The sequence below is a fragment of the Bacillus sp. AR2-1 genome (assembly GCF_008368755.1).
Taxonomy (GTDB): domain Bacteria; phylum Bacillota; class Bacilli; order Bacillales; family Bacillaceae_G; genus Bacillus_A; species Bacillus_A wiedmannii.
In genome coordinates this window covers 1,205-23,408 of sequence record NZ_QORY01000041.1, presented here as the reverse complement: position 1 = coordinate 23,408, position 22,204 = coordinate 1,205, and the positions used below count along the sequence as shown (strand labels likewise).

Below are 22,204 nucleotides of genomic sequence, written 5' to 3'. Positions count from 1 at the left end.
CCATATAACTTGGCAAAGATTTCTTCATCTTCTGAAACAGTTCATCCTCTTGCTTACTTAAATTGAAGCCATCATCATATTCTTTTAATAAAGAATCATATTTTTCAAGATCCTTTTCAATATTACCAATAATCCCCTCTTTATTTGTCCCCTCATTTGGTGACGCCGTAATTAATTCTAGTAAGTTATACTCTAATGAATTTTGTGTACGGAGCATTCTTTCTAATAAAACTACAGAATATTGATAATCATCTACTACAATCTCTGTATCATGCTTAATCTTATTAATAGAATAAATTGCTACACAGCTCATAATTACCATGCTCAATACTGCTAATGAAATAAGCGATAGTAATTTATATTTCACTTTTAAATTTTTTAAAAAATACATGCGTACACCCTTATTCCTTTATATATGGTTTTTTCAATTCATCATTCATTATTCACAAAATCAAGATAAAAATCAATGGTAATTATCACCATAGTAGTTTTACTGCAAGAAACTCTAAATCACAACAAACCTCAAATTACTCATAAATTGTATACAGTCCCATATGGAATCATTGAAAAAGCATTTCATATGGCATAGTTTGATACATTGGATAATAATACTCCATAGATGAATAGTACGGTTGTATATCTTGTTGCATTTGTTGTTGCGACTGCAATGCTTGTTGTGCAGCTTGAATTGTACTTTGCATCCCACTAAACGTGATACCTACAGTACCATACGGCCGTGTTCTAGCTTGAGAATCAAAATATGAATTAAACATTATTATTCAGCTCACTTCCATATAAGTTATTACAGCTTTTGCGATATGGGAAAGCCCATGTAGGACTTTAGTCCGCCTTTAGGCATGGGATGAAAGTATCGTTTTTGCATAGCAAAACATGATATACTTCATTTATAGTCATGCAAAAGACTCTAAAACAACTGTTCTCTGAAAGCAGAATACATGTGAGGTTGGAGTAGCCAATTCTTCTACTCCGTAAAATGTGTTAAGTCGTCAAGAACAAGACGTTAAAACATTTGAGAACCAACAACCTGTACGGTATGGTCACAGTAACGTAGCCCACGAACCTATATGGTCTGTTGTGGGAGTGGTGATGACACACCGCAATCTTGCACGTCAGCGATACCAGAAATGGACTTTGCCTTTGGTAGCAAGAATCCCACTGACGTTAGTCAGCTTGCCCCTTTAGGGGTGGGAGTGTCAAACAATATGTTATGATTCTTAATTTCATTAAGTGTTAGAAACTCCCCTTAACTTTTTTCCTACTTAAATCGAAAACAAGCATAACCCCGTTCTAAATTTAGGACGGGGTTAAAATTTAGTTGTTTAATTTTCGATATAAGATACTTCACTGTACTCAAAATATAACAATAAAATCGTTTAAAAATCTAAGGCTCATTCAACAATAGCACCCTTTAATGGAATAAATTAAATTATGAACGAGACCTAAAAACACAATCACTTATTTCTTATTGAACTAAAGCCCTTTTAGTTCAATAAGAAATGATGGCACCCCTTATGATAGTATCTACCGTACTTGATCTCCTATTGAAAAATATTAATGGGGATAGGAGGATTAAATGAAATTAAAATAACATACTTTTTCAATTACTAGAGAGAGAATTCATAAAATTAATCACGATTTTTCAGCTTATGCATCGAAAGTATTTTTCTTTAATGTTAGTGTTACTTTACCTAATTTAACGACTCCCACAATTATAAAAAGCAAAGGTATTAAAAATAAGAGATGCCCTATTCCTGGAGCAAATAATGTTACCGTAGAAAAAGGACCAAATAATTTAGGAAATCCAATTAAAATACTCAATGGTAGCAGCCAGTTAAATATTAATATAGACAACCCATTTAGAATCCTACGGAATGTTGTTACTTTACGATTTTTAGGTTTGAAAATTCTGTAAACTGAACAAACAATTAAAGCAACTATTGCCAGTAAAATCAAATCAATAATTACATATTTCATAAATGGATTGCTATCAGATATAGAAGGTTCTTCATTATGTACCAGCTTGTTTATCCCGCTTATGATGGCATCATATTCATTAAGATTAAGATAATCCATTGAATTGATCTGCAAGCTGATGCCATACTCCCCATCTAACACAACTTTTGAGTATGTATTTTCTGTCCATCCATTATGGGAGATTCCTTCATTATTCACTTCCCATCCCATTGCATAGTAGGTATTATTCCCCATGAGTGCTGATGGATGATGCATTGTGGTCAATGCATTCGCTGATAAAATACTTTTTCCTTTAAATTCTCCCTGATTCAATAGTACGATCATATAATTTGCCATATCCTCCGCACTGGAAATAAGGTAACCTGAAGAAACAGTTCCTTCATGGATTAATTGCTTTGTCGGCACCTTTAATCCAAATACAGTTTGGTATCCAGTCGCAATTGCATTGTTTGTATCATCTTTTGGATTAACATAACTATTGTTCATTTCAAGCGGCTTGAATATGAATTCATTGATATACTCTTTATACGATTTATTCGTAACCTCCTCGATGACTAAACCTAAAATGTTATAATTTAAATTCGAGTATTGATATCGTTCGCCCACAGAATATGTCAATTCTGTATTTGCCAAGCTTTTAATATGTTCTTTTAATGTTTTATTCCCTTGTGCTATAGATACTTGACCATCATTTGTAGAAAGACCGCTTGTATGATTCAGTAAATGTTGAATGGTGATTTTTTCAGATGCTCCTTCATCTGCAATTTGAAACCAAGGTATGTAGGATTGCACCGGTTCTTCTAGGGAGATTTTTCCTTGTTCCACTAACTGCATAATGGCAAGAGCCGTGAACGATTTAGTAGTCGAACCAAGAACAATTGGCGTTTGCGATGTCATTTTTGTCCCATCTGGATTTGAAATACCATATCCTTGTATATATTCCACTTTATCTCCCTTTACGATAGCCAATGATGCACCAGGAATGTTCAGTCTCTCTATCTCATTTGTCATAAACTGATCAACCTTAGAAATATCAAGACTACCATTTGTAGATTCGTTATCGTTTGCAAATACAACTCCGTTAACACTTATCATTAGCATTAGTATGGCGATTACGAACATTTTGCCTATTGCAGATTGTCTTTTCCTCATAACCGGTTTTTCTCTGATTTCATTCCCGCATGTAGAAAATTTAAGTTTTTCTTGCTTAACAAAGTTTATCATTTCAGTCTCCTTGTCTCCCCTGTTATCTGAATACCTACACTCATATAAACTACTTCTATGTTCAACCAAAAAAATTAACTACAATTTTAGATTAAGACAATCCTTCAGAAATCCTACACTAATATTAACATAAATATCCAATTAGATTTGCGATTCTTATTCCATTAAATGGCCCGATTGTTGAATAACATGACTGGCGCTTTTTAAACAACTTTATTATGTTTTAAACGACTTTATTGTAAATTAAACAACTTTATTATCTCTGTACACTTTTTCAAGTTAGATTTATAGGTATTTTATTGCTTTTATTATATTTCTTATTTATTTAATATATGAAATTTTAGATTTGAAAATATTATTTCTTCTTATTTAAATATTATATTTGATCACCTTCTTACTTTACATGATATTCGTTTAACTACTCAAAGTATACCAAGTGTACTCTTGTACATAATAAGGTTATTAAACGTGAAATTGAGGAGGGTTTGTATGCAACATCATAAAAAGGTCATAGAAAAATCTGGTTCTGTTATGAATCCAAATTTTGCCGAAACTGATGCGCAAAAAGTGAAACAAGAAATTCAGAATGATGTAAGAGCGGGACAAGGAGCAATGACTTCCCGAGAAGCAGGGGCAATGCGAGATTAAGAAAACACTCCTTACTGGTTAAACTTCTAGAAATTTAACCAGTAAGGAGTTATTACAGAACTATTTTAGCTTTTTACATTTATCATTTAAAAACATAATGCATTTCTCTTGTAGATCATAGGTTAATTTCACATCAAATTTTTCACGATTAAATCTCTTTTTTCAAACTAAGATTATTTTCTTTCAGATAATTTATTGCATCTTTGTTCACCGCTCGTAAATCTATACCTTGTTTTTCCGCTGCAAATGAACATCCACAATAACATTGACGGAAAACATCATATTCATTACACATTTCAATTGAGCGTTGATATCCATTACTTTTTTTAAAATCACTTGGTAAATAACGTGAATCATAATTTTGTTGCACACCAATTCCAAGTTCATTTATTAATTGACTATTTTTATTTTTAGAAAGAGTAATTGCACTGCCGAAGTAATCAAATCCCCTATCCTGTGCTACCTCAGCTGAACGATCCAATCTCATATCAAAACAAGCTGAACAACGAAGCCCACCTTCTGGCTCTTCTGCCAAACCTTCTTCTTTTACCATTTTAAAAAATACATTTGAACGATATTTATCCTCAATAAATCCTACTGTGTGCCCTGTTCGATCATTAAACTTGTCTACAAAAATCTTTTGTTCATTAGAGCGTCGCATGTATTCACTTTTCGGGTGGATATTTGAATTTGAGAAGAAGATTGTGACATCTGCATGTTCTGCAAGAAATTCCAATGAAGAAGTACTACAAGGAGCGCAACATGAATGAAGTAACACTTTTGGTCTTTCGTTCTTTGCTTCCCAATCTTTAATCATTTTTCTTAATACTTTGTCATAATTTATTTTCTGGTTCTTCATTTTTTTTAAATACGTTTCAACATCTAACACTTCTTTCACAACTAAACCTCCTATTTATTTTTATTTATCTATTTTATCATTTAAATCCATGAATACAAATATAGTTATATACATCTATTTACAACCCTTAAAACTGTTCTTTTGAACTTTTGATGACGGTCCTAATAATGTACGTAGTCTATTACCTTTATTTCTACAATATATCTTTAATCATTCTTTTTCATCACAAAATCTTTTGGGCTACCTTTTAGCTGGTAATACTTCACGTTAAGACGAATAACTACTACGATGATTACCAAAAATCCTATCATATATAACATTGTTCTTTTCTCCGTTTCTTATTGTTTAGCGAACCTATTCTGTAAATACTTCACATGTTTCTTCTCAATATCCTTACCCATAATGTTTGCTTGTAATATAGTTTGATAGATATGTTGGACTTCATCGATTATTAGTTGCGGTTCAATATATGATTCAATACATTTTTTTAGATCGTTATAATATAGGACATGTTTATCTTTAGAATGAACATTTACCCTTTTTAAACTGCATTTTGGATGAAATACGGCAATAGAGATACACGGCAGCTGTTTTTCCATCACCCATTCAATTGCCTTTATATGTTTATAGTTTTGTCGAAATGGGTTTTGAAAAGAGGATTTCTTTCTAAAAATACCCTGTGTCCACCTGGCTGATTTCTCACTTCCATAAATCCAGCCCTCGTAGTTCTTTGTCTCTATAACAAATACACCTGTTTCCGCGATAACAATATGGTCAATTTGCGTTGTATCACCATACTCCGTATGAACCGTCACATCATGTAACACATAATAACTTTTGGGATCTAATTTGCCCAATATACGTTTCACAAATTTTTCCCCAGCTTTCCTTTTCCATTTCGGTACATGTTTTTTTAAAACGATGTTCAAAGGAATCAGAATTACAATGAGAATCAGTTCGAATATCAATACTTTCATAATAAAATCCTCCTTTTCACATTCTTACGTTACTGCGCATCAAATGATATATATACGTTTCTAATCCTAAAATAAAATATGAGATACATAAGCCTTTTATCACCATCTCTACAAATCCCAATGCTAAAGAAACAAGGATTCCACCCCGAAACTGAAAAGGTCTAGTTACCCTTCTATTTACTGGCTTTTCAATGACACCAAAGTTAGCCCAGGTGGGTAAACGTTTTTCTACATTCTTTATTGTGCCCATTAATCCGTATTTTAGGGACAGAATGAAACAACCGATTAATAAATATATAATGGAAGAAAAATAGATAGATAGGCCCATAACAATAATTGTGAGCAGCCAACCGATTAAAATGGAATTTCGTAAAAAAATATACTCTCGATTTCTTTTCAAAACAAACAGTCCTTTCAAAATAGATCAGGTTATTTTCAATTAGGAAATATTTACATTCAATCATAGGAATGATATGATACTCCTCTATTAATTTACGAACTAGCCTAAAGAGGATTGTAATAGATAGGTTAAAGCTTATAGTAGATAATACGGTAACAGAACAAGAAACAGATTCAGCTTTTTCAAACCTTTTCACCTGCAAAAATACAACTGTATTTCTAAGTGGCATAGTATCTCCTATATCGCCGGAAATACTTGAAGAATATGAAAGAAGAAAACAAATAGATAAAAGGTACTGAATGTAAATTCAGTACCTTTCCCATCTTTATATATAGTTTTTCACATATTAGCAAATAACCATGGAGCGAGTACGGCTAACATACACAGCAAACAAGAACCCGTTATAACACGGTTGGACCAACGGTAATACTCTGGCTGTTTCGTACTCTCATGAATTTTTCTTAAACGAATACCTGCGATTAACATAAACGGTGTGAAAATAAGTGCTGTTGCTTTAAACAGGTTTAAAAAATCCGTAAAGATGTTCATAAACGAAAATACATCCGAACTGAACAAGAAGTACACACTTAGTCTCAGGGAAATCATACTAATAAATGAGAAAATCATACTTCCAGTTGCCCACTTCATCCACTGGCCATTCTTTGTAATTAACGCCATAACCATGACAATAATGCCTAATACGAATGAAATAGAAAAGATATTTACTCCTACCTTAAAAGCCGGTGCATACAAACCTTCAATCTTTTGTATGATTGATGAGCCAAATGAATCATCTTTCTCTTTTATTTTCGTTCGATTGTTTAATCCCTCTTTAAAGGATGACGAAACATCATTCCCCTTTAATTCATTAAAATCTACTTTTACAGAGGCCTGAGCTGCTTGTAAGGGGATAAAAAGTAAAGCCATTAAAACAAGCGTACATAAGACTCCTATCATCCTTTTTTCTTGTTTCATCACACATCCCCCGCTAATTTTGGTTTAACGCTCTTTAATTTGATTTGATTTCCTTCTGCAACATAATAGAGATCTGCCGCATAATAGATATTTGCTTTTGTATATGCCCCCATAATTGCATTCGCGATTTCTTCCTTCTCTACTGCCATATATGTTTCATTTTCATTGTAAAATCCAATTTCAATTCGATTAATATTATTATTTAATACTGTAATATGTAACTCTTTTAAGCTATCTAAACGATTTCCTAATCCACACACTAACTTAAATACTTTATTTGCAATTGTTGGTGGTTTGACATAAGTCGTATTAAAATGAATAGTTTCATCATCTATCAATCCATCCTCCTCAACTGCACATGTCATAATGAACGAATGATTTTGTTTTTCTATTTCTTGTTGACTCAACTTGCGATCAATGACATATTTCAGGCTTATTGATAGATTTTCTATATATTCATCCAGTTCGGTATTTGAAATTTTAACCTCTGAGAATTCCGGAAAAATCATGTAAGCGTGTATATTAGAACTACTTTTACTTACACGTAATAACTGAACTTGTTTCTTTTCATAGCGCACCGCTTGTTCTAATTTTTCTACTACGTTGTTGCTTATATGATCGATTGCCATATATTATCACTCCTATTTACTTTGATAAAATAATTTTTCATACAATACTCATGTTTTGATACTATCTATTTAAAGCATTGGAATATTACGAAGAGTTCTCAATTCTCCTGTTCTAAGACTGTTAATCACTTGAATCTTATAACATTTTAATATTACAATGACGTACAATGTTTCATTATAGTCGAATATTCTCATATGGTGAATCGTTCTATCCCACTCATTTGTACAAAAATAAATAAATTTTATCCTTGTACAAATGAGTGAGAAAATGCTGTATTTCATGCTATCTAAGAAAAGATAACTAAGAAATACATTCATATATTTCCTAGTTATCTATCATTGGATGCAACTAATGTATAGAAATAAGATGAATCAATTTATAATGCTATATAGCAGTTAACTTTCTGGTAATATTTCTCCCACTGTATGAATCCAATAACGCTTGTTATCAGACATATTCATGACACGTGTCAGTCATTGTTCTCGTCCTATCACTTTTGCAGCCCACTTTACAAAAACCATATCTTCTACATTGGATACTCCTCTTTGAACTGGAAAAATGTGTTCTATGTGTTCTATGTGTTCTGTTTCTAATAGAAGCGAAACATGTTCTAGTTCTGGATAAAATTCCTATATCCTAATAGTCCCTCTGGTATATCCTCATCACTTGAAAATGGAATATCATAAACCACTTCATCATAATCCACTTCTTCTATAGCTTCATGTTTTAACTTGTTACCCTCTTATTTAACGAGATTCTCACGAACTGATGTAGTAACTAGATTATATATACTTTCTACATCCTTTTCTAAGTGGATTTCTTTCGTTGGAGCAGTAACACGCTCTTGTTCCCTTCCGATAGGTCTATTTTCTCTTGGGCACCAATAAACGGGGCATTCCATCGTTTTATTTTCCCTTTCTTTTTTCTTTGCTTCTTCTATTAGAAATTTTTCCTTTGAATTACAAACTACCAAAAACACATAACAAAATAGACCGATAAAAATTTTTGTAAACATGATATTCCCTCCAATTTCTTTTTTACAATAAAAAAAGAAGATCCAAGTATATACATCACTTAGTTCTTCCTTTTTCCCTCTATACACTACCTCGACATAATTAAAATGGTAGTTCATCATCTGTAATTTCCGATAGCTTATCCATAACAGTAAATATATCACCTGGCTCTTTGGATTACTTTCTTTTTTCCTGCTCTTTTGAATCATCTAATACTGTCCAAATGTTATCTTTTTTCATTTTCATATCTCCTCTTTCTTGTAATTTGTTAAGATTCATAACCCAGCCTGCGAACTTGAAAACAGTACAAAAAAGGCTTCTTCAAGTCGATTAATAATGTGCATAGCAAAATAAGCTATATATACACTAATCGGCTCAAAGAAGCCCTTTCACAAATGAAACAAGACGCAACTTGCTTCTACAACTCAACCACAACACAATAAGGTGTGGGAATAAACGGAATCAAATAAACTAACAATATACCTATATATTATACATTTCAGATTTACATTTCAAGATTTTTCAAAAGAAATTATTCTATCCTCTTAAAATCTAAGAAGAAAATTATTATTACTGATAATAAAAATCAATACTTTTAGCGTACTTATAAAAGTATAATGTGTCTACTCATCTCCCTCCTAAAACGTAAAAAAGCACTTATTGCCTTTAATTGACAATCAAGTGCTTTAAGTTCATATGTTTTTAAGTAGCATAAATTTGTAAGTTTTATAGTAACAGTATGACACCTTTTATATGTCATAACAACTACTACGTTAAAACTTACGAGTTTGTACGAGTTCGTTAGTTTAATATACAATCCATGTGTTTATATTCGCCACCAAGTAAAATGTCATCTCACCTAAGCTCGTACTTCGTTTTCTATTCTATTATTGGACACAGTACCCTATGATGGCCAATCATCATGAAGTACGTAATTTCAAACACTTATTTCTTTCCCTAAAATACTAACCTTTATTCTGCTTTTTAATCATTTCCATCCCATTCATAAATCTCTTAATAGAATCCTCATTCTTCAATAATTCACTTAAGTATAGCAATACATCAAACTCTTCAGGGTCTGCATCATAATAAATCATTCCTGGATCAATAAAAGGCTCATAAACTATATTACAGATATTTTGTCCTCCTATTGTTACACTAAAACATCTTTTCAATTTTGAAACATAACTATTTGTACAAATTAGATTTTCTATAGATGTTTCAAATGATTTTCCATTATAGAAAAAAAATAGTTTGTTATCTTTAACATAAATACCAACTACCTGTCCATCTTCACTAAATCCTCCGACACCTTGTCTAACCAACTTTACTTTATTTTTTTCAACTACTGAATATCCGCTAGGTTCTAATATAATATACGTTCCTGTCTTAGAGTAATTATTCATTATTATCATAAGTTATCCTGTCCCTCCTAATGCTCTAATCCTAATAGTGTGTTTATTACATCATCTTTTTGCATTGATTTTTGAATTATAATTTTCCATACTTGTTCATCTGATTCATAAATTCCTTTATCAATGTACGAATCTTTTATCTTATTAAACATACTCTCAGCTGTCGGTCCTATTGGATTACCATATTTTTTTATATTTCTTTCCTCTAAACCGGCTCTCTCCTCAGCAGTCATATTTTCCCTCGCTGCATTTTTTTGCTGATTACGTGCTTCTACAACATGTTCAGCTATTTTTTCTTTAGAAAATCCTTCAGATATCATTTTTTCGATATCACTTTCTAATTGTTTAGATGCTTCAAGATAATCTTTTCTTACATTTTGCATTTCTTTTGTCCATTCAACATTTGTAAAGTCATATTCTAGTTTATTATATGCAGTACCCTCTTTTGGTAAATATCCATATGCTCCATTATCATTAGCATGTATCTGTTTAAGTACATCGGGCTTTACTTTTTCTAAAGGTATTCCCTCACCCGTTTTACCAACACCAGTTTTACCCATACCCTTATTTCCACTAGAACTGCCCTCGCCTTTAGCAAACTGATGGGTTGATAGCTTTTCTTCAACTCGATGAAAATCAGGTGTATCAAATTTAGAGCGTATATTATTTGCACCTGTATAGGCAAATTGATTTTTTGGCATTAAAATATTATTCAACATGTCAACACTTTGCTTAAACTTATCTAAAGTTATTACGTTCTTAGTGCCTTGTATAAAATTTACACTTTCACTAAGTTTTGAGGTTTTGCCTAACGTTGAAACTTTATCTACACCTTTTGTTCCTACAAATAATTCAGCAATTGCTAATTTAACTTGCATCTCTACATTTCCATACCATTTAGCTCTGCTATTCCAATCTCCATTTACAACATCTTGATTCCACGAATCAGAAATAGCTTGTTCTACAGCAGCAAATGTTTCATCGATGTGAGAAAGGGCATACACAGCACCCTCAACACTATCTATTGGATGTAAAATTGTGTTTACTATTCCTTTAAGTTCATCTAACACCGCTTCATTTTGCCCTTTTTTGTAGTTATGATATTGCCCGATAATAGGAGTGTTTTCTATCTGGCGAATAAATTTTTTGTACAAATGATCCATCGCTTCTACGTTATTTTCAACAATATCTTTAAATTTATCGAACAACGATTCTTCTATAATACTGATTTCTTCAGAATGATGTTTTTTTTCTTCTGTAATCGCTTGGATAGAAGTCGTCCATTCCATATTCAAGCCTTGTGTACTAAACGTACCACTAACAGGACTAAATCCTTTCCCACTTTGAACTTCGGCAAGACCAGTAGTAATACTAGCTGCTAATTGAAGGGCCGTGCTGTAGTTATTACTGGATGTATAATTGAATTCATATAAATGCTCTAATTTTTCTTCAAGTTTTTTTCTCATCTCAACTAAAACAGCTACAATTGCGTCTATACCCTGCATTGGTGTAGCTTCATCTATCACTTCTATACTTGCAATCATTTGATTGATTTCTTGAATTTGCTCTCTTACTTCTTGTTCGATTACATCCGTGGAAGCAACTTGTGATTGAAAATCTCTTGGAAAAGCATCATTTTGACGAATTAATTCTTCACATAAATAAATAATACCCTGTGCTAAAGGACGAAAGGTTTGGACAAAAAATATTTTTGCACTACTATATGTTCGTCCTTGCAGAACCGTATCAGTTGCAAAAGCATCAATCGACTGAATGACTTGTTCCATGCCTTGAATAGTAGCGGTACATACAGCATTCATGCTTTGAGTCTGATTTTGTACTTCCCCTAAATACATATTTAAACTCATGCTTTGTCCTCCCTTTTTAATTGCTGTTGCCTATAAATAAGGTTGGTTTCTAAATCAATAAGATCGCATCTTTCTTTAAGCAATATTTCTTTGTGATTTTCCAATTCAAGTAATGATTTCCGCTCGATATGTTCCGATTCTTGAAGCTTATTTATAAAAATTAGAAATTTCTCTATCACCATGCCATGTTTTTTAAAATCCTATTAAATAAACGATTATTTCGATTTCTCAATTCGTGAAATCCTATTACCGCTCGTCTCTGGATTTGAATCGCAGCTTGATTTCGACTCTGTTTTTTAAATATTATCCGAAATCCTTAATTTAATTAATTTATTTGCTTTTCAATCTTTTTATCCATCTTTTTCTTCCTCTCCTTCTCTCACTACTGTAGATTATCACATTAGTGAAATGTCTTTTGTAATTCGTTATCCATTCTTTCAAACTCCTTAGCTGCTGAATGAATATTATCAACTGCTTGTTGAAAGGTCCCACAAAATTGTCTAGTCAAATCCAGCATTTGTTGATTCGTTTTTTGTGTTTGAGCATTAACAGATAGTGTAGTACGACTCGCCTTTGTTATAGAAAGATTCGTCGCACTTTGGATTGTATCCGAAGCATTTTTCATCGATGTAGCGATTTGTTTAGCTGTTTGAAAATTACTTTGAAAGTTCTCCATTATTTACACCCACTTTATTTATAAAATCATATAGAAAATTATACCATGTAAGAATATTTCAATGTATCAAATATTTTTAGTAAAGAAATGTATAAGCTATAGGTGAATCAGGCGTGGAAGGCAGACTAGTAAAAACTGTCGAAATATATAACCCATTTAAGGGTACATGATCGTAAATAACAGATTTGAATACAGAAAGATGAGGAAATAATTCAGTCTCATTAAACATTGAACTACCCCCACTTTCACTTCGTTTAGAAGTGGGGGATTCCTAAGTAAAGAGTTCTATCGAACTCTAATTGATTAGGCTAACCCCGCAGTCCTTGCGGTTAGAAGCCTTATTGCTTCATTCTTTATATTGATACTTGCGTTAATATCCCTATCATGGTGTGTACGACAAGAAGGACAGTCCCATTTACGTAGGTTTAGATTTTTAACGTCTTTGTTTTGATATCCACAACAAGAACATAATTGGCTGGAAGCATATGTTTTCGATACGGCAATGACTTGTTTGCCATACCATTTTGCTTTATATTCCAACATGGTTCGAAACTGTGACCAAGATACTTCACTAATTGCTTTTGATAACTTACGATTTGTTAACATATTTGATACTTGCAAATCCTCTATACCGATAACATCGTGGCTTTTGATGATTTCAGTTGAGATTTTGTCTAAGTAATCTTTTCTAGCATTTGATATGTATTCATGAATTCTAGCTACTTTTACTCGTTGTTTATTCCACCGAGAAGATCCTTTCATTCTTCTACAAAGAACACGCTGTGCTTTCGCCAACTTATCTTCTAATGATCGGAAAAACTTCGGATTTTCATAGGAGATTCCATCTGACAAAATGGCGAAATCTTTTAGTCCTACATCTATCCCAATGTAAGAATCTGTTTTCGGAAGTTCTTGTACTTCTGTTTCAACTAACAGTGACACAAAATATCTACCAGAGGGGTTCCGTCTAACTGTAGCATTTACAATACGTCCCTTTACTTCGCGACTTTTGGCAAATCGAACAAGACCTAGTTTCGGCAACTTTATCTTGTTTCCTACAACAGAAATGTTTTCATTTGTTTGTTTTGTGGTGTAAGATTGTACGTTGTTTTTCTTAGATTTAAAGCGCGGTGCGCTGTTTTGTTTTTTGAAAAATCGTGTATACACATCCGCAAGGTTGCGAACAGACGACTGAATCGCAATACTATCCACTTCTTTGAGCCAAACAAACTCTTTCTTCATGGCAGGAAGTTTGGCAGAGCATGTACCATAGGTCAAGCCTTTTCCTGTCTCTTTGTATGTGTGATCCCAAAAGGATAGAAAATGATTGAATACAAAGCGGGAACAACCAATCGTTTTGTTTATTAGAATTGCTTGTGCTTGATTTGGATAGATACGAAACTTATAGGCTTTATTGACAATCATTTCATTCACCTCCATTTCGGTATATAACTATTATACACCAAACATACATTCGATAAATAGTAAAGTAACACCTTCTGTATGTCGAACAAGGGATGGCTTCCTGCCATCCCTTGTTCGAAGTCAATTCATCTCCCACCTACTCACTTCGCGTTCCTTGAGGAAGGAGTCTTCTTGGCTAAAATGATAAAATGTTTTTCTTATTATTTTAAATCTTATTGATAGACCTTCTTTTCACTTTCCTTCACATCTATGTTGTTCTCACTTATTCATTCTACATCGTGATTAAAAACTTGAAAAAATCTTCTTCATTTAAAGGTTTACTGTAAAAATAGCCCTGAATTAAATAGCATGAATGACGTTGTAATACTATTAATTGCTCCTTCGTTTCTACCCCTTCTGCTATTACTTTCATATTTAAAGTATGGGCTAGTGAAATAATAGTTTGTATAATTTCATCTCCATCATTTGAATTTCCAATCCTATTCACAAATTCTCTTGGAATTTTCAAAGTATCAATTGGATACAAAGGTAGGTAGGCTAACGAAGAATATCCAGTACCAAAATCATCAATTGATAAATGTACACCATATGATTTTAATGCTTTTAACTTCGATAAAGTTTCTTTTTCATCTACCATGGCAATTCGCTCCGTTAATTCCAAATCGATCAAATTAGCTGGTACTCCAATTTCTTCAATGGTAGATATAATGGCTTGAACAAAATCTTTCTGTTCAAACTCTATAGCTGATAAATTTATCCCCATTTTTAGATTTGTATAACCTGCAGAATGCCATTCTTTCAGTTGTAAACACGCTTGCTGTAGCGTCCATTTCCCAATTGTAATAATCTGTGATGTTTCTTCCGCGATAGGTATAAACTCAAAAGGTGAAATTAGCCCCAGCTCTGGATGTTGCCAACGTATTAATGCCTCTGCACCAATAACCTTTCCTGCCTTACTATCAACTTGTGGTTGGTACAATAAAAACAACTCATTATTTTCAACTGCATTCGGTAAATCTTGCTCTAATCGTAATCGTCTTGTTATTTTTTGAGATAATGTCTCGTCGTATATACAAACAGCATTGTTACCTTTTTCCTTTGCGCTATACATAGCAATATCAGCGTGTTGTAAAAGTGTTGTGGCATTTGTTCCTCCAAATGGATACAACGCTATTCCTATACTAAGGGATAAGTAAAAGCTGTGTTGATTTATTACAAATGGTTCTTCAGTTATACGAAATAGTATTTCGCACAAATCCAATAGCTGTTGCTCTGTTTTGTTATGGACAATGATTGCAAACTCATCTCCCCCTATTCTTGCTATAGGAATAGTTGGTGGCAGACATGTCCTAAAACGGTTGGCAACTTCTTTTAAAACCCTGTCACCAATTGCATGACCCAGTGTATCATTAATGTTCTTAAAGCGGTTTAAATCTAAATACAGGAGTCCAAACCTATCCTGCGTTTTTTGTACATGCTCAATGGATCTGTCTAATTCTTGTTGGAAGAATATTCGATTCCCAATCCCCGTCACCGTATCATGAAATGCTAGATAGTTTATCTCATCCTGTTGTTGCTTCATCCTCGTTATGTCTTTTACCATTATATAACTCCCAAAAGTTTGTCCTTCTATCATAATAGGAACAATAGTGACGTACCAAAAATGTATATCCTTCTCATTATTATTTTTCACACGTAACTGTAACGAAGACGAACTACATCGTTTCCCCATCTTTAGAGCTGCTTCCAATTCAGATTTATCCTCATCTAAAAAAATTGAGAAGCACTCTTTTCCTATTAATGCAGCACTGTCTCTCCCTAATAACATACTTCCAGACTGGTTTATATTTAAAACGGTACCATTTGAATCAATTGTTAATATAGGATCTGGATGATACTCATATAAGGACTTAAACCTCTCTTGATTTTTCACCAAATCATTAGATTTTTTTATTAAATCTTCCGTTCTTTGAGATACTTTTTGCTCTAATTGATTATTAAACACTTTTAATGTTTCGGTTAAATCTTTGTTTTGCATCCGTACAATTGTATGACGAATCAGTACAAATACAAAGGCAATACAATTTCCCGTAATCAGTGTAGTGGAAGAAGTTTGCTCTTTGAAAGTAAAAACAATTAAAATTGCAACTGCAAGATAAGGGAATATGACAAGAAGTTTCTTTCCAAATGTCGGATTAATAATAAAATAATTTCTTCTAAAAGTTGCACTCCTTGGGATAGTAGCAGCAATGGCAATAAATAATAGAAAAACTCTATACAAACACCTTAATAATATAAGTGAACGATGTGATAAATCATCTTGTAAATAGAAATATAAATAGTCCGTAATAGACAATCCCGTTAATACTAAGATAAAAATAAATAATTTACTTTTCGCATTAAAAATTGCTGGTCGAAAGATAAGGCTAACTCCTAGTAATAGAAGCAATAAATCTATAATTGGGAAAATAAATGAAAGAAAAACATCTCCAATTGATAAGAATAAGATATTTGCAGAAGGTTTATTAAATAGGTACCACTCTAAGGTAAAAATGGCAGTAACAACAATACATAAATCACAAATTAAATACGCTTTTTCCCATTTATTACATTCCATCATGATTTTATAAAAGAATGCAAAGAGAAAGAAGAATAAGAAAAACAACAAAAACACATCAGAAATATTAAAATTTTGTATTGGTAATTCTACATTAAGTACTTGAAAAGCGGATATAAAATTTCCGATCAAGAAACACCCTATAGCAATAGTAATACAAACCCAAAATACTCCTAACTTAACTTTTCTGGATACTATAGAATAGAGTAATGAAATAAGTACAATAGTTTCAACAACTAATGATGAGAGTCGTATATTAAAATCTGATACAAAATAAAGATTCGGAAAAACAAATAAAAATATAAAGCAAAAGCTTAAATAAGCTAATAGAGCCAATATTAATACATAAAATTGCACATGTGAATGTTTACGCAATATATTCACCTTCTTAAGTCTTTCATCATTTTTTATTAGATTTGTTTCTAATTATTATTCCTATTATGACCATTTCAAAAGATTTCTTTCAAAACAACTTATTGTTAGTCGAACTATTTATCTTTTTTTGTCCATAACTTTTTATAGATCCATTAAGGACTCTAACTAAAACACCGACTTATTTATAATTCTTAATAAGTCGGCACCAGTATACACTATAAAACTAAAAATCATTACAAATAACAAAACTATACTTTAGCAATTTATAAATTACTTATTACTAGAATTGCTAAATCTTCTTTTACTCATCATAATCTATATTCAGATACATTATTTCCTTTCCATTCGTAATAATCTAAAACCCCTTCATAAATAGCTTCTGCTGCAATCTGTCTGCCGTTTGCCGTAGATAGTTTACTGTAATCGATACCATTATCTATAAAAGCCAATTCCGTTAACACAGCTGGCATATCGTTTTCTCTTATAACATGAAGATCTCCATGTTTAACGCCTCTATCACGCGTTTGAAGAGCCTCCACTAAACGTGTTTGAATTTTTTCCGCTAAAACACGGCTTTCTTCTACATGAGGATTTGTTTTTTCGGATTCAGAAGAATTATAGTAGTATGTTTCTGTCCCTTTTGCATTACCATTAAAAGCATTTGCATGAATGCTTATAAAGATATCACCCTCATTTTGCTTTGCAAATTTAACACGTTCCTGTAAAGAGCTTTTTTGGTCATGTCCAGGTCTAGTATCAGATTCGCGAGTTAATAAGACTGTAAATGGTGTACGCTTTTCAAGTAATTGTTGTAGACGTAAAGAAGTGTCTAATACGATTTTACTTTCTGACAATCCTTTTGTGGGCTTTCCAGGATCTGCGCCACCATGTCCAGGATCAATAATGATTGTTTTACTTTCTATAGGATTTTTCGGACCAGATTGAAGGGTATCTGTTTTGGCAGTAAGTTGTGCGGCCTCTGCACGTGTTATGAATCTATTTGGTTGCCAACCATTATCAGTACCAACGGAAATCTTTAAATCAATTAAAATATTGGCAAACTTTTCACCCCAATGCCCTTTTAAATCATCAAATTTACTTTGCACATGACTATTTGTTCTATCTTGTAGCTTATATGCATTTACTAACATTGCTGCCATAGCAGCACGGGTAACTTTTCCTGAGGGATTGAATATTCCATTTCCTTCACCGTTAACTATCCCTGCTTTTTCAGCAGCAGCAATATAAGGGGTTGCCCAATGATTTTGAGAATCTGTAAAAGAAGGTTTTGCATTTGTATCAACATGTATACCTAGAACTTTTGTCATAATGGTTGCAGCAGAAGCTCTATCTAATGTATCACTTGAACCAAAAGTGCCATCTGGATACCCACTTAATACTTTTTTATCTACTAAATAATTAACAGATTTGTCAGCCCATGCAGGAACATCTGGGAATTTGTGAGTATTTGCAAATGCACTAGATGAGTAGGATAGTAGACTCCCAGCAAGAATTCCTGTAGCAATTAATTTGTATTTCAAAATGTAACACTCCTAAAATATATTACAGCTTGGTAAATCTATCATTTATAGTTAAACTCATAAGTAATATGACCTAGTTTAATAGATTGGGTTGGTATTATCACTATATTACAGGTAAATAATATAAGGTTGATTAAAACTATTATTTCGAAAAGAATTCACAGACATACACTTGTAGTAAGGGACTATTTGATATATTTACCAAGCTTGTGTAACTAGTATAGTTACTTATATATACGAGTGTCAATTAAAAAAGAATTACATTTTTGTAAGATAATCATGTTAATAATATAGTAAGTAATTATTATATAAGGTGAATAATTACTCATTGTAATAACTATAAGGATGAATGAAATAAAGAAGGATGTTTAGTGTTATTTACCAGTTATTTATTGTGGTTTTATTTTCGTTGGACTTCTATTATTATTTGTATTATTTGGTCATCATACTGCGGGGGGGTTAAATTTAAACAGTCATTGTGACCTCTTACCAAATGGTGCAACAGGTTTGATTATATCTATGTTGGTCGTTATCAATTAATTATTAAAGATAATAGATTAAATAATTTTGATTTATATGTGGGGTATTTTTGTATATCTCCTGAAAAAGGCGAATAAGAAGTACTCTCCTAAAATTTCTATCGAAGTACTTCGTATATACTATTTACTGTATTTTAGATAGTAACTTTGATCGCAATAATTCTTGAATAAATGCATCTATGTCAATAAACTTTTGTTGTTTATTAAACTTAAATTGCCATAAAGATTAATAAGTTGCCATGCAAACGGAAATGTTTGTTTTAATCTATCTCTAAATATTGGCTATTTTCTTCATGTAAGTCAGCAAATTAGTAAAAATATAGGAATTATAATAAATGATACGATTCGCTAATAAACAGTACAATCACCCAGATAGGTGGATTATTTTCATTTTTGGCCCATTATAAACATAAAAAAATTTACTTCGTTAAAAAGTTACTTGCTATATTATTAACTTTATTACCTTACAAAAGTGTAAGGATATTTTTATTGACGTTCTTTAAAGGGTGTAACTATAATGATTACATGCTAATTGATAATGGAAATCATTTGGTGAATAGATATGATTGGAGATGTTTTAGAATATGAAAAAAGTCATCTTAGCTGGTGCATTAGGATTTGCAGCATTTACGGGAAGTAATATACCAGGATTAGATTCACTAACAGCAAGTGCAGCTGTGCAAGAGTTCAACACTACAGTTGAGGGGAAAGTAATAGAAGCACAGTCAAAGTATTTTGTTATTGAGAGTAAAGAATTAAATGAAAGTGTAACTATATATACTGGTTTTCAAGCCAATGTAAAACCAGGTGAATATGTAAAAGTGAATAGTAATGGTCCATTACTTCAAAACGCATTTACTACAAGTTTAACAGCTAATTCTGTTGAGCATTTTGAATTAGCCCCTGGAAACTATGAGCAATATACAGTTGGGCATGTAAGTGAAGTTTCTTCTAATGAATTATTAGTTACATATATAGATAATAACGGAAATCTAGCGGATCTTCGTGTACCTCTAAAAAACACTCATAAATTTAAGGTTAATGACTTAGTGAAAGTAGAAAGTGATTTCTGGGCAAGATCCATACCACCAATAGCTGTAAATGCAAAAGTAGAAAAAGTTAAAACGCAAATTAATAATTCAATAAATAGTACTAGTACTGAGTCTTTAGAAAAAAAAGCTACAACATTGAAACCAGGAATGTATGAAAAAGAAGATGGTCAACCTAATTTTGTAATTGGAAAAATCACAAAAATAGACAAAGATTATACCGATTATGTAGCTGTCACATACCCTTCTAAAAATGGGGGAAATGATCTAGTTTATGTGGAGTTAACACAGGGGCAACAATTTAATCTAGGTGATATGGTTCAAGTAGATTTTCATGATGGATCTAATTTTCATGGAATAGATAAAACAACGTATGACCATATTCAAAAAATTAACGATAAAATTAAACAGAATACAAATAAAGAGCAATGGGTTTGGTCTTAATTTTAATAAAATAAAATTATCCATCTAAAATGTATATACCAATTCAAAAAGTCTTGTAATATGTTACAAGGCTTTTTTGAATTAGTTACTTTAAAACATAATTTTTTGTTTCATTTTTATTAGCCGTTTGCAAAAATTAAATATATTTCACATTTATATAATTTCTCAGAGATACAAGTTTATATAATGATTTTCCTGGTTATATTCTTTTGACAGGAAAGTTTATTCATGCACTAAATTTTGTGAAATTTGTTTATAAAGATATAAATAATTCTTTTGTTGATATTATTTAATCTAAAGAATTCCTTTGCTTCATGGAATTAGAAACATTTTTCTCAACTATTCTATATAATGTAGTGATTAATTATTCACCTTATATAATAATTAGTCACTACATTATTAATATAGTTACCTTACAATAATGTAAGATTTCTTTAATTGACACTCGTATATATAAGTTACTATACTAGTTACGCAACATCGATTCATCTGTAAGTACTTTGTATACTAATATTTTCAACTAAAAAAGGTGTGTATCTATTTAAAAACAAAAACATATGTAACTATTAGAATCTGAAATACCTTTATATGTATAGGATACAGTCTTATTAGTCATAATTTCGTATGGATAGTTGGAGAACTTGAAATTAATATAAACAATAATTTTTTATTAAACGTAACATCTAAATAAATTAAAGTTACGGTATGTTTTGTATGCTCCTCGCTTGTATATTGGAGTTCTTATGATGAACCGATATATAGAATCATTTCATAAAAATAAAGGAGATTTAATTATGAATTTTAAACAAATTATTTTAGCAGGTGCTGTCATTACTACAGCAACATTAACGACTTTGAATAGTGTACAAGCTGAGAAGAAAATATTTAATGATGTTCCAGTCAATCATTGGTCTGAAAAAGCAATTAATGATTTAGCGAGTAGAAAAATTGTATATGGCTATGGAAATGATATCTTTGGATTTGGAGATAAAGTCACACGTGGTCAGGTAGCGAGAATGTTATACAATTATTTAAAACCACAGGATGTAGACTCAAGTTTTAAAAATCCATTTACAGATATAAAAGGTAATATGTTTGAAAAAGAAATTTTAGCAATGGTAAAAACAGGAGTTATGACTGGATATGGAAATGGTAAATTTGGACCAAATGATAGCTTAACCCGTGAACAAATGGCAGCAGTTCTTACAAATGCATTTAAATTAAAAGCGAATTCAATAACTAATTTTAAAGATGTAGATAAAAATTATTGGGCAACGAAAGCAATCAGTGCACTGCAAGAAAACAAATTAAGCGCAGGCACAGGAAATGGTATATTTGAACCTAAAGTAATTGTAACTCGCGAACAATATTCGCAGTTCTTATATAATGTGATCAATAAAGTAGAGAAACCAGAAGTAAAACCAGAAGTAAAACCAGAAGAGAAACCAGAAGTAAAACCAGAAGAGAAACCAGAAGTAAAACCAGAAGAGAAACCAGAAGTAAAACCAGAAGTAAAACCAGAAGAGAAACCAGA

General features: G+C 31.9%; 17 protein-coding genes and 3 pseudogenes. 3 read left to right on the top strand and 17 right to left on the bottom strand.

What is annotated here, in order from left to right:
* The 3 genes and pseudogenes from DT250_RS30305 to DT250_RS30295 form a co-directional block, all read right to left on the bottom strand.
* Positions 1 to 391 (bottom strand): MCP four helix bundle domain-containing protein (locus tag DT250_RS30305; RefSeq protein WP_179952879.1); only part of this gene is annotated, 391 nt, incomplete at its 3' end.
* Positions 392 to 531: 140 nt separating this feature from the next.
* Positions 532 to 773, bottom strand: a pseudogene (locus DT250_RS30300) (DUF3947 family protein).
* A gap of 892 nt (positions 774 to 1,665) precedes the next feature.
* A complete protein-coding gene (locus DT250_RS30295; protein ID WP_179952878.1) occupies positions 1,666 to 3,147 on the bottom strand; it encodes a serine hydrolase domain-containing protein in 1,482 nt (493 codons plus the stop codon).
* A 561-nt stretch (positions 3,148 to 3,708) separates the two neighbouring features.
* Here DT250_RS30295 and DT250_RS31940 point away from each other — a divergent pair.
* Entirely contained in the window at positions 3,709 to 3,867 is a 159-nt protein-coding gene (locus tag DT250_RS31940; RefSeq protein WP_168216129.1) for a hypothetical protein, read from the top strand.
* 148 nt (positions 3,868 to 4,015) lie between these two features.
* Here the strand turns inward: DT250_RS31940 and DT250_RS30290 are convergent, their stop codons facing one another.
* The 14 genes and pseudogenes from DT250_RS30290 to DT250_RS30225 all read right to left on the bottom strand — a co-directional run bounded on the left by DT250_RS30290 (position 4,016) and on the right by DT250_RS30225 (position 18,638).
* Positions 4,016 to 4,756, bottom strand: coding sequence for an epoxyqueuosine reductase QueH (locus DT250_RS30290; protein ID WP_370513136.1), 741 nt, complete (start codon positions 4,754 to 4,756; stop codon positions 4,016 to 4,018).
* Between the two features lie 308 nt (positions 4,757 to 5,064).
* Positions 5,065 to 5,703: a nuclease-related domain-containing protein gene (locus DT250_RS30285; RefSeq protein ID WP_149214283.1), complete on the bottom strand. Its 639-nt coding sequence runs from the start codon at positions 5,701 to 5,703 to the stop codon at positions 5,065 to 5,067.
* Between the two features lie 16 nt (positions 5,704 to 5,719).
* On the bottom strand, positions 5,720 to 6,103 hold the full coding sequence (locus DT250_RS30280; RefSeq protein WP_149214282.1) for a hypothetical protein: 384 nt from the start codon (positions 6,101 to 6,103) through the stop codon (positions 5,720 to 5,722).
* A gap of 339 nt (positions 6,104 to 6,442) precedes the next feature.
* Positions 6,443 to 7,078 carry a hypothetical protein gene (locus DT250_RS30275; protein WP_142293591.1) on the bottom strand — a complete coding sequence of 212 codons (636 nt, stop codon included), beginning with the start codon at positions 7,076 to 7,078 and terminating at the stop codon, positions 6,443 to 6,445.
* Positions 7,078 to 7,707, bottom strand: a complete 630-nt coding sequence (locus tag DT250_RS30270; protein ID WP_131934595.1) for a hypothetical protein — start codon at positions 7,705 to 7,707, stop codon at positions 7,078 to 7,080. Before DT250_RS30270 ends, DT250_RS30275 begins: the two co-directional genes overlap by 1 nt.
* A gap of 329 nt (positions 7,708 to 8,036) precedes the next feature.
* Positions 8,037 to 8,723: pseudogene (locus DT250_RS30265) on the bottom strand (transposase).
* 602 nt (positions 8,724 to 9,325) lie between these two features.
* A complete protein-coding gene (locus tag DT250_RS32475) occupies positions 9,326 to 9,532 on the bottom strand; it encodes a hypothetical protein (RefSeq protein WP_149214287.1) in 207 nt (68 codons plus the stop codon).
* A 154-nt stretch (positions 9,533 to 9,686) separates the two neighbouring features.
* Positions 9,687 to 10,136 (bottom strand): hypothetical protein, encoded by a 450-nt coding sequence (locus DT250_RS30255; protein ID WP_098521022.1) that lies wholly within the window; start codon positions 10,134 to 10,136, stop codon positions 9,687 to 9,689.
* A gap of 17 nt (positions 10,137 to 10,153) precedes the next feature.
* Positions 10,154 to 12,004, bottom strand: coding sequence for a T7SS effector LXG polymorphic toxin (locus DT250_RS30250; RefSeq protein WP_149214281.1), 1,851 nt, complete (start codon positions 12,002 to 12,004; stop codon positions 10,154 to 10,156).
* Positions 12,001 to 12,311 (bottom strand): annotated as a pseudogene (locus DT250_RS32470) (DUF3958 family protein). Before DT250_RS32470 ends, DT250_RS30250 begins: the two are co-directional and overlap by 4 nt.
* A gap of 93 nt (positions 12,312 to 12,404) precedes the next feature.
* Complete coding sequence (locus DT250_RS30240) at positions 12,405 to 12,680, bottom strand: TIGR04197 family type VII secretion effector (RefSeq protein ID WP_071757069.1); 276 nt, start codon at positions 12,678 to 12,680, stop codon at positions 12,405 to 12,407.
* Between the two features lie 303 nt (positions 12,681 to 12,983).
* A complete protein-coding gene (gene tnpB, locus DT250_RS30235) occupies positions 12,984 to 14,105 on the bottom strand; it encodes an IS200/IS605 family element RNA-guided endonuclease TnpB (RefSeq protein ID WP_149214280.1) in 1,122 nt (373 codons plus the stop codon).
* Positions 14,106 to 14,376: 271 nt separating this feature from the next.
* The gene (locus DT250_RS30230; RefSeq protein ID WP_149214279.1) at positions 14,377 to 17,097 is read right to left on the bottom strand and encodes a sensor domain-containing protein; all 2,721 of its coding nucleotides are present in this window, start codon (positions 17,095 to 17,097) and stop codon (positions 14,377 to 14,379) included.
* Between the two features lie 308 nt (positions 17,098 to 17,405).
* Positions 17,406 to 18,638 carry an N-acetylmuramoyl-L-alanine amidase gene (locus tag DT250_RS30225; protein ID WP_149214278.1) on the bottom strand — a complete coding sequence of 411 codons (1,233 nt, stop codon included), beginning with the start codon at positions 18,636 to 18,638 and terminating at the stop codon, positions 17,406 to 17,408.
* 1,123 nt (positions 18,639 to 19,761) lie between these two features.
* Between DT250_RS30225 and DT250_RS30215 the strand changes: the two genes are divergently transcribed.
* Together DT250_RS30215 and DT250_RS32460 are read left to right on the top strand one after the other, a co-directional pair.
* Positions 19,762 to 20,670 carry a hypothetical protein gene (locus DT250_RS30215; RefSeq protein WP_149214277.1) on the top strand — a complete coding sequence of 303 codons (909 nt, stop codon included), beginning with the start codon at positions 19,762 to 19,764 and terminating at the stop codon, positions 20,668 to 20,670.
* Between the two features lie 794 nt (positions 20,671 to 21,464).
* Positions 21,465 to 22,204 (top strand): S-layer homology domain-containing protein (locus DT250_RS32460; protein WP_255450542.1); only part of this gene is annotated, 740 nt, incomplete at its 3' end.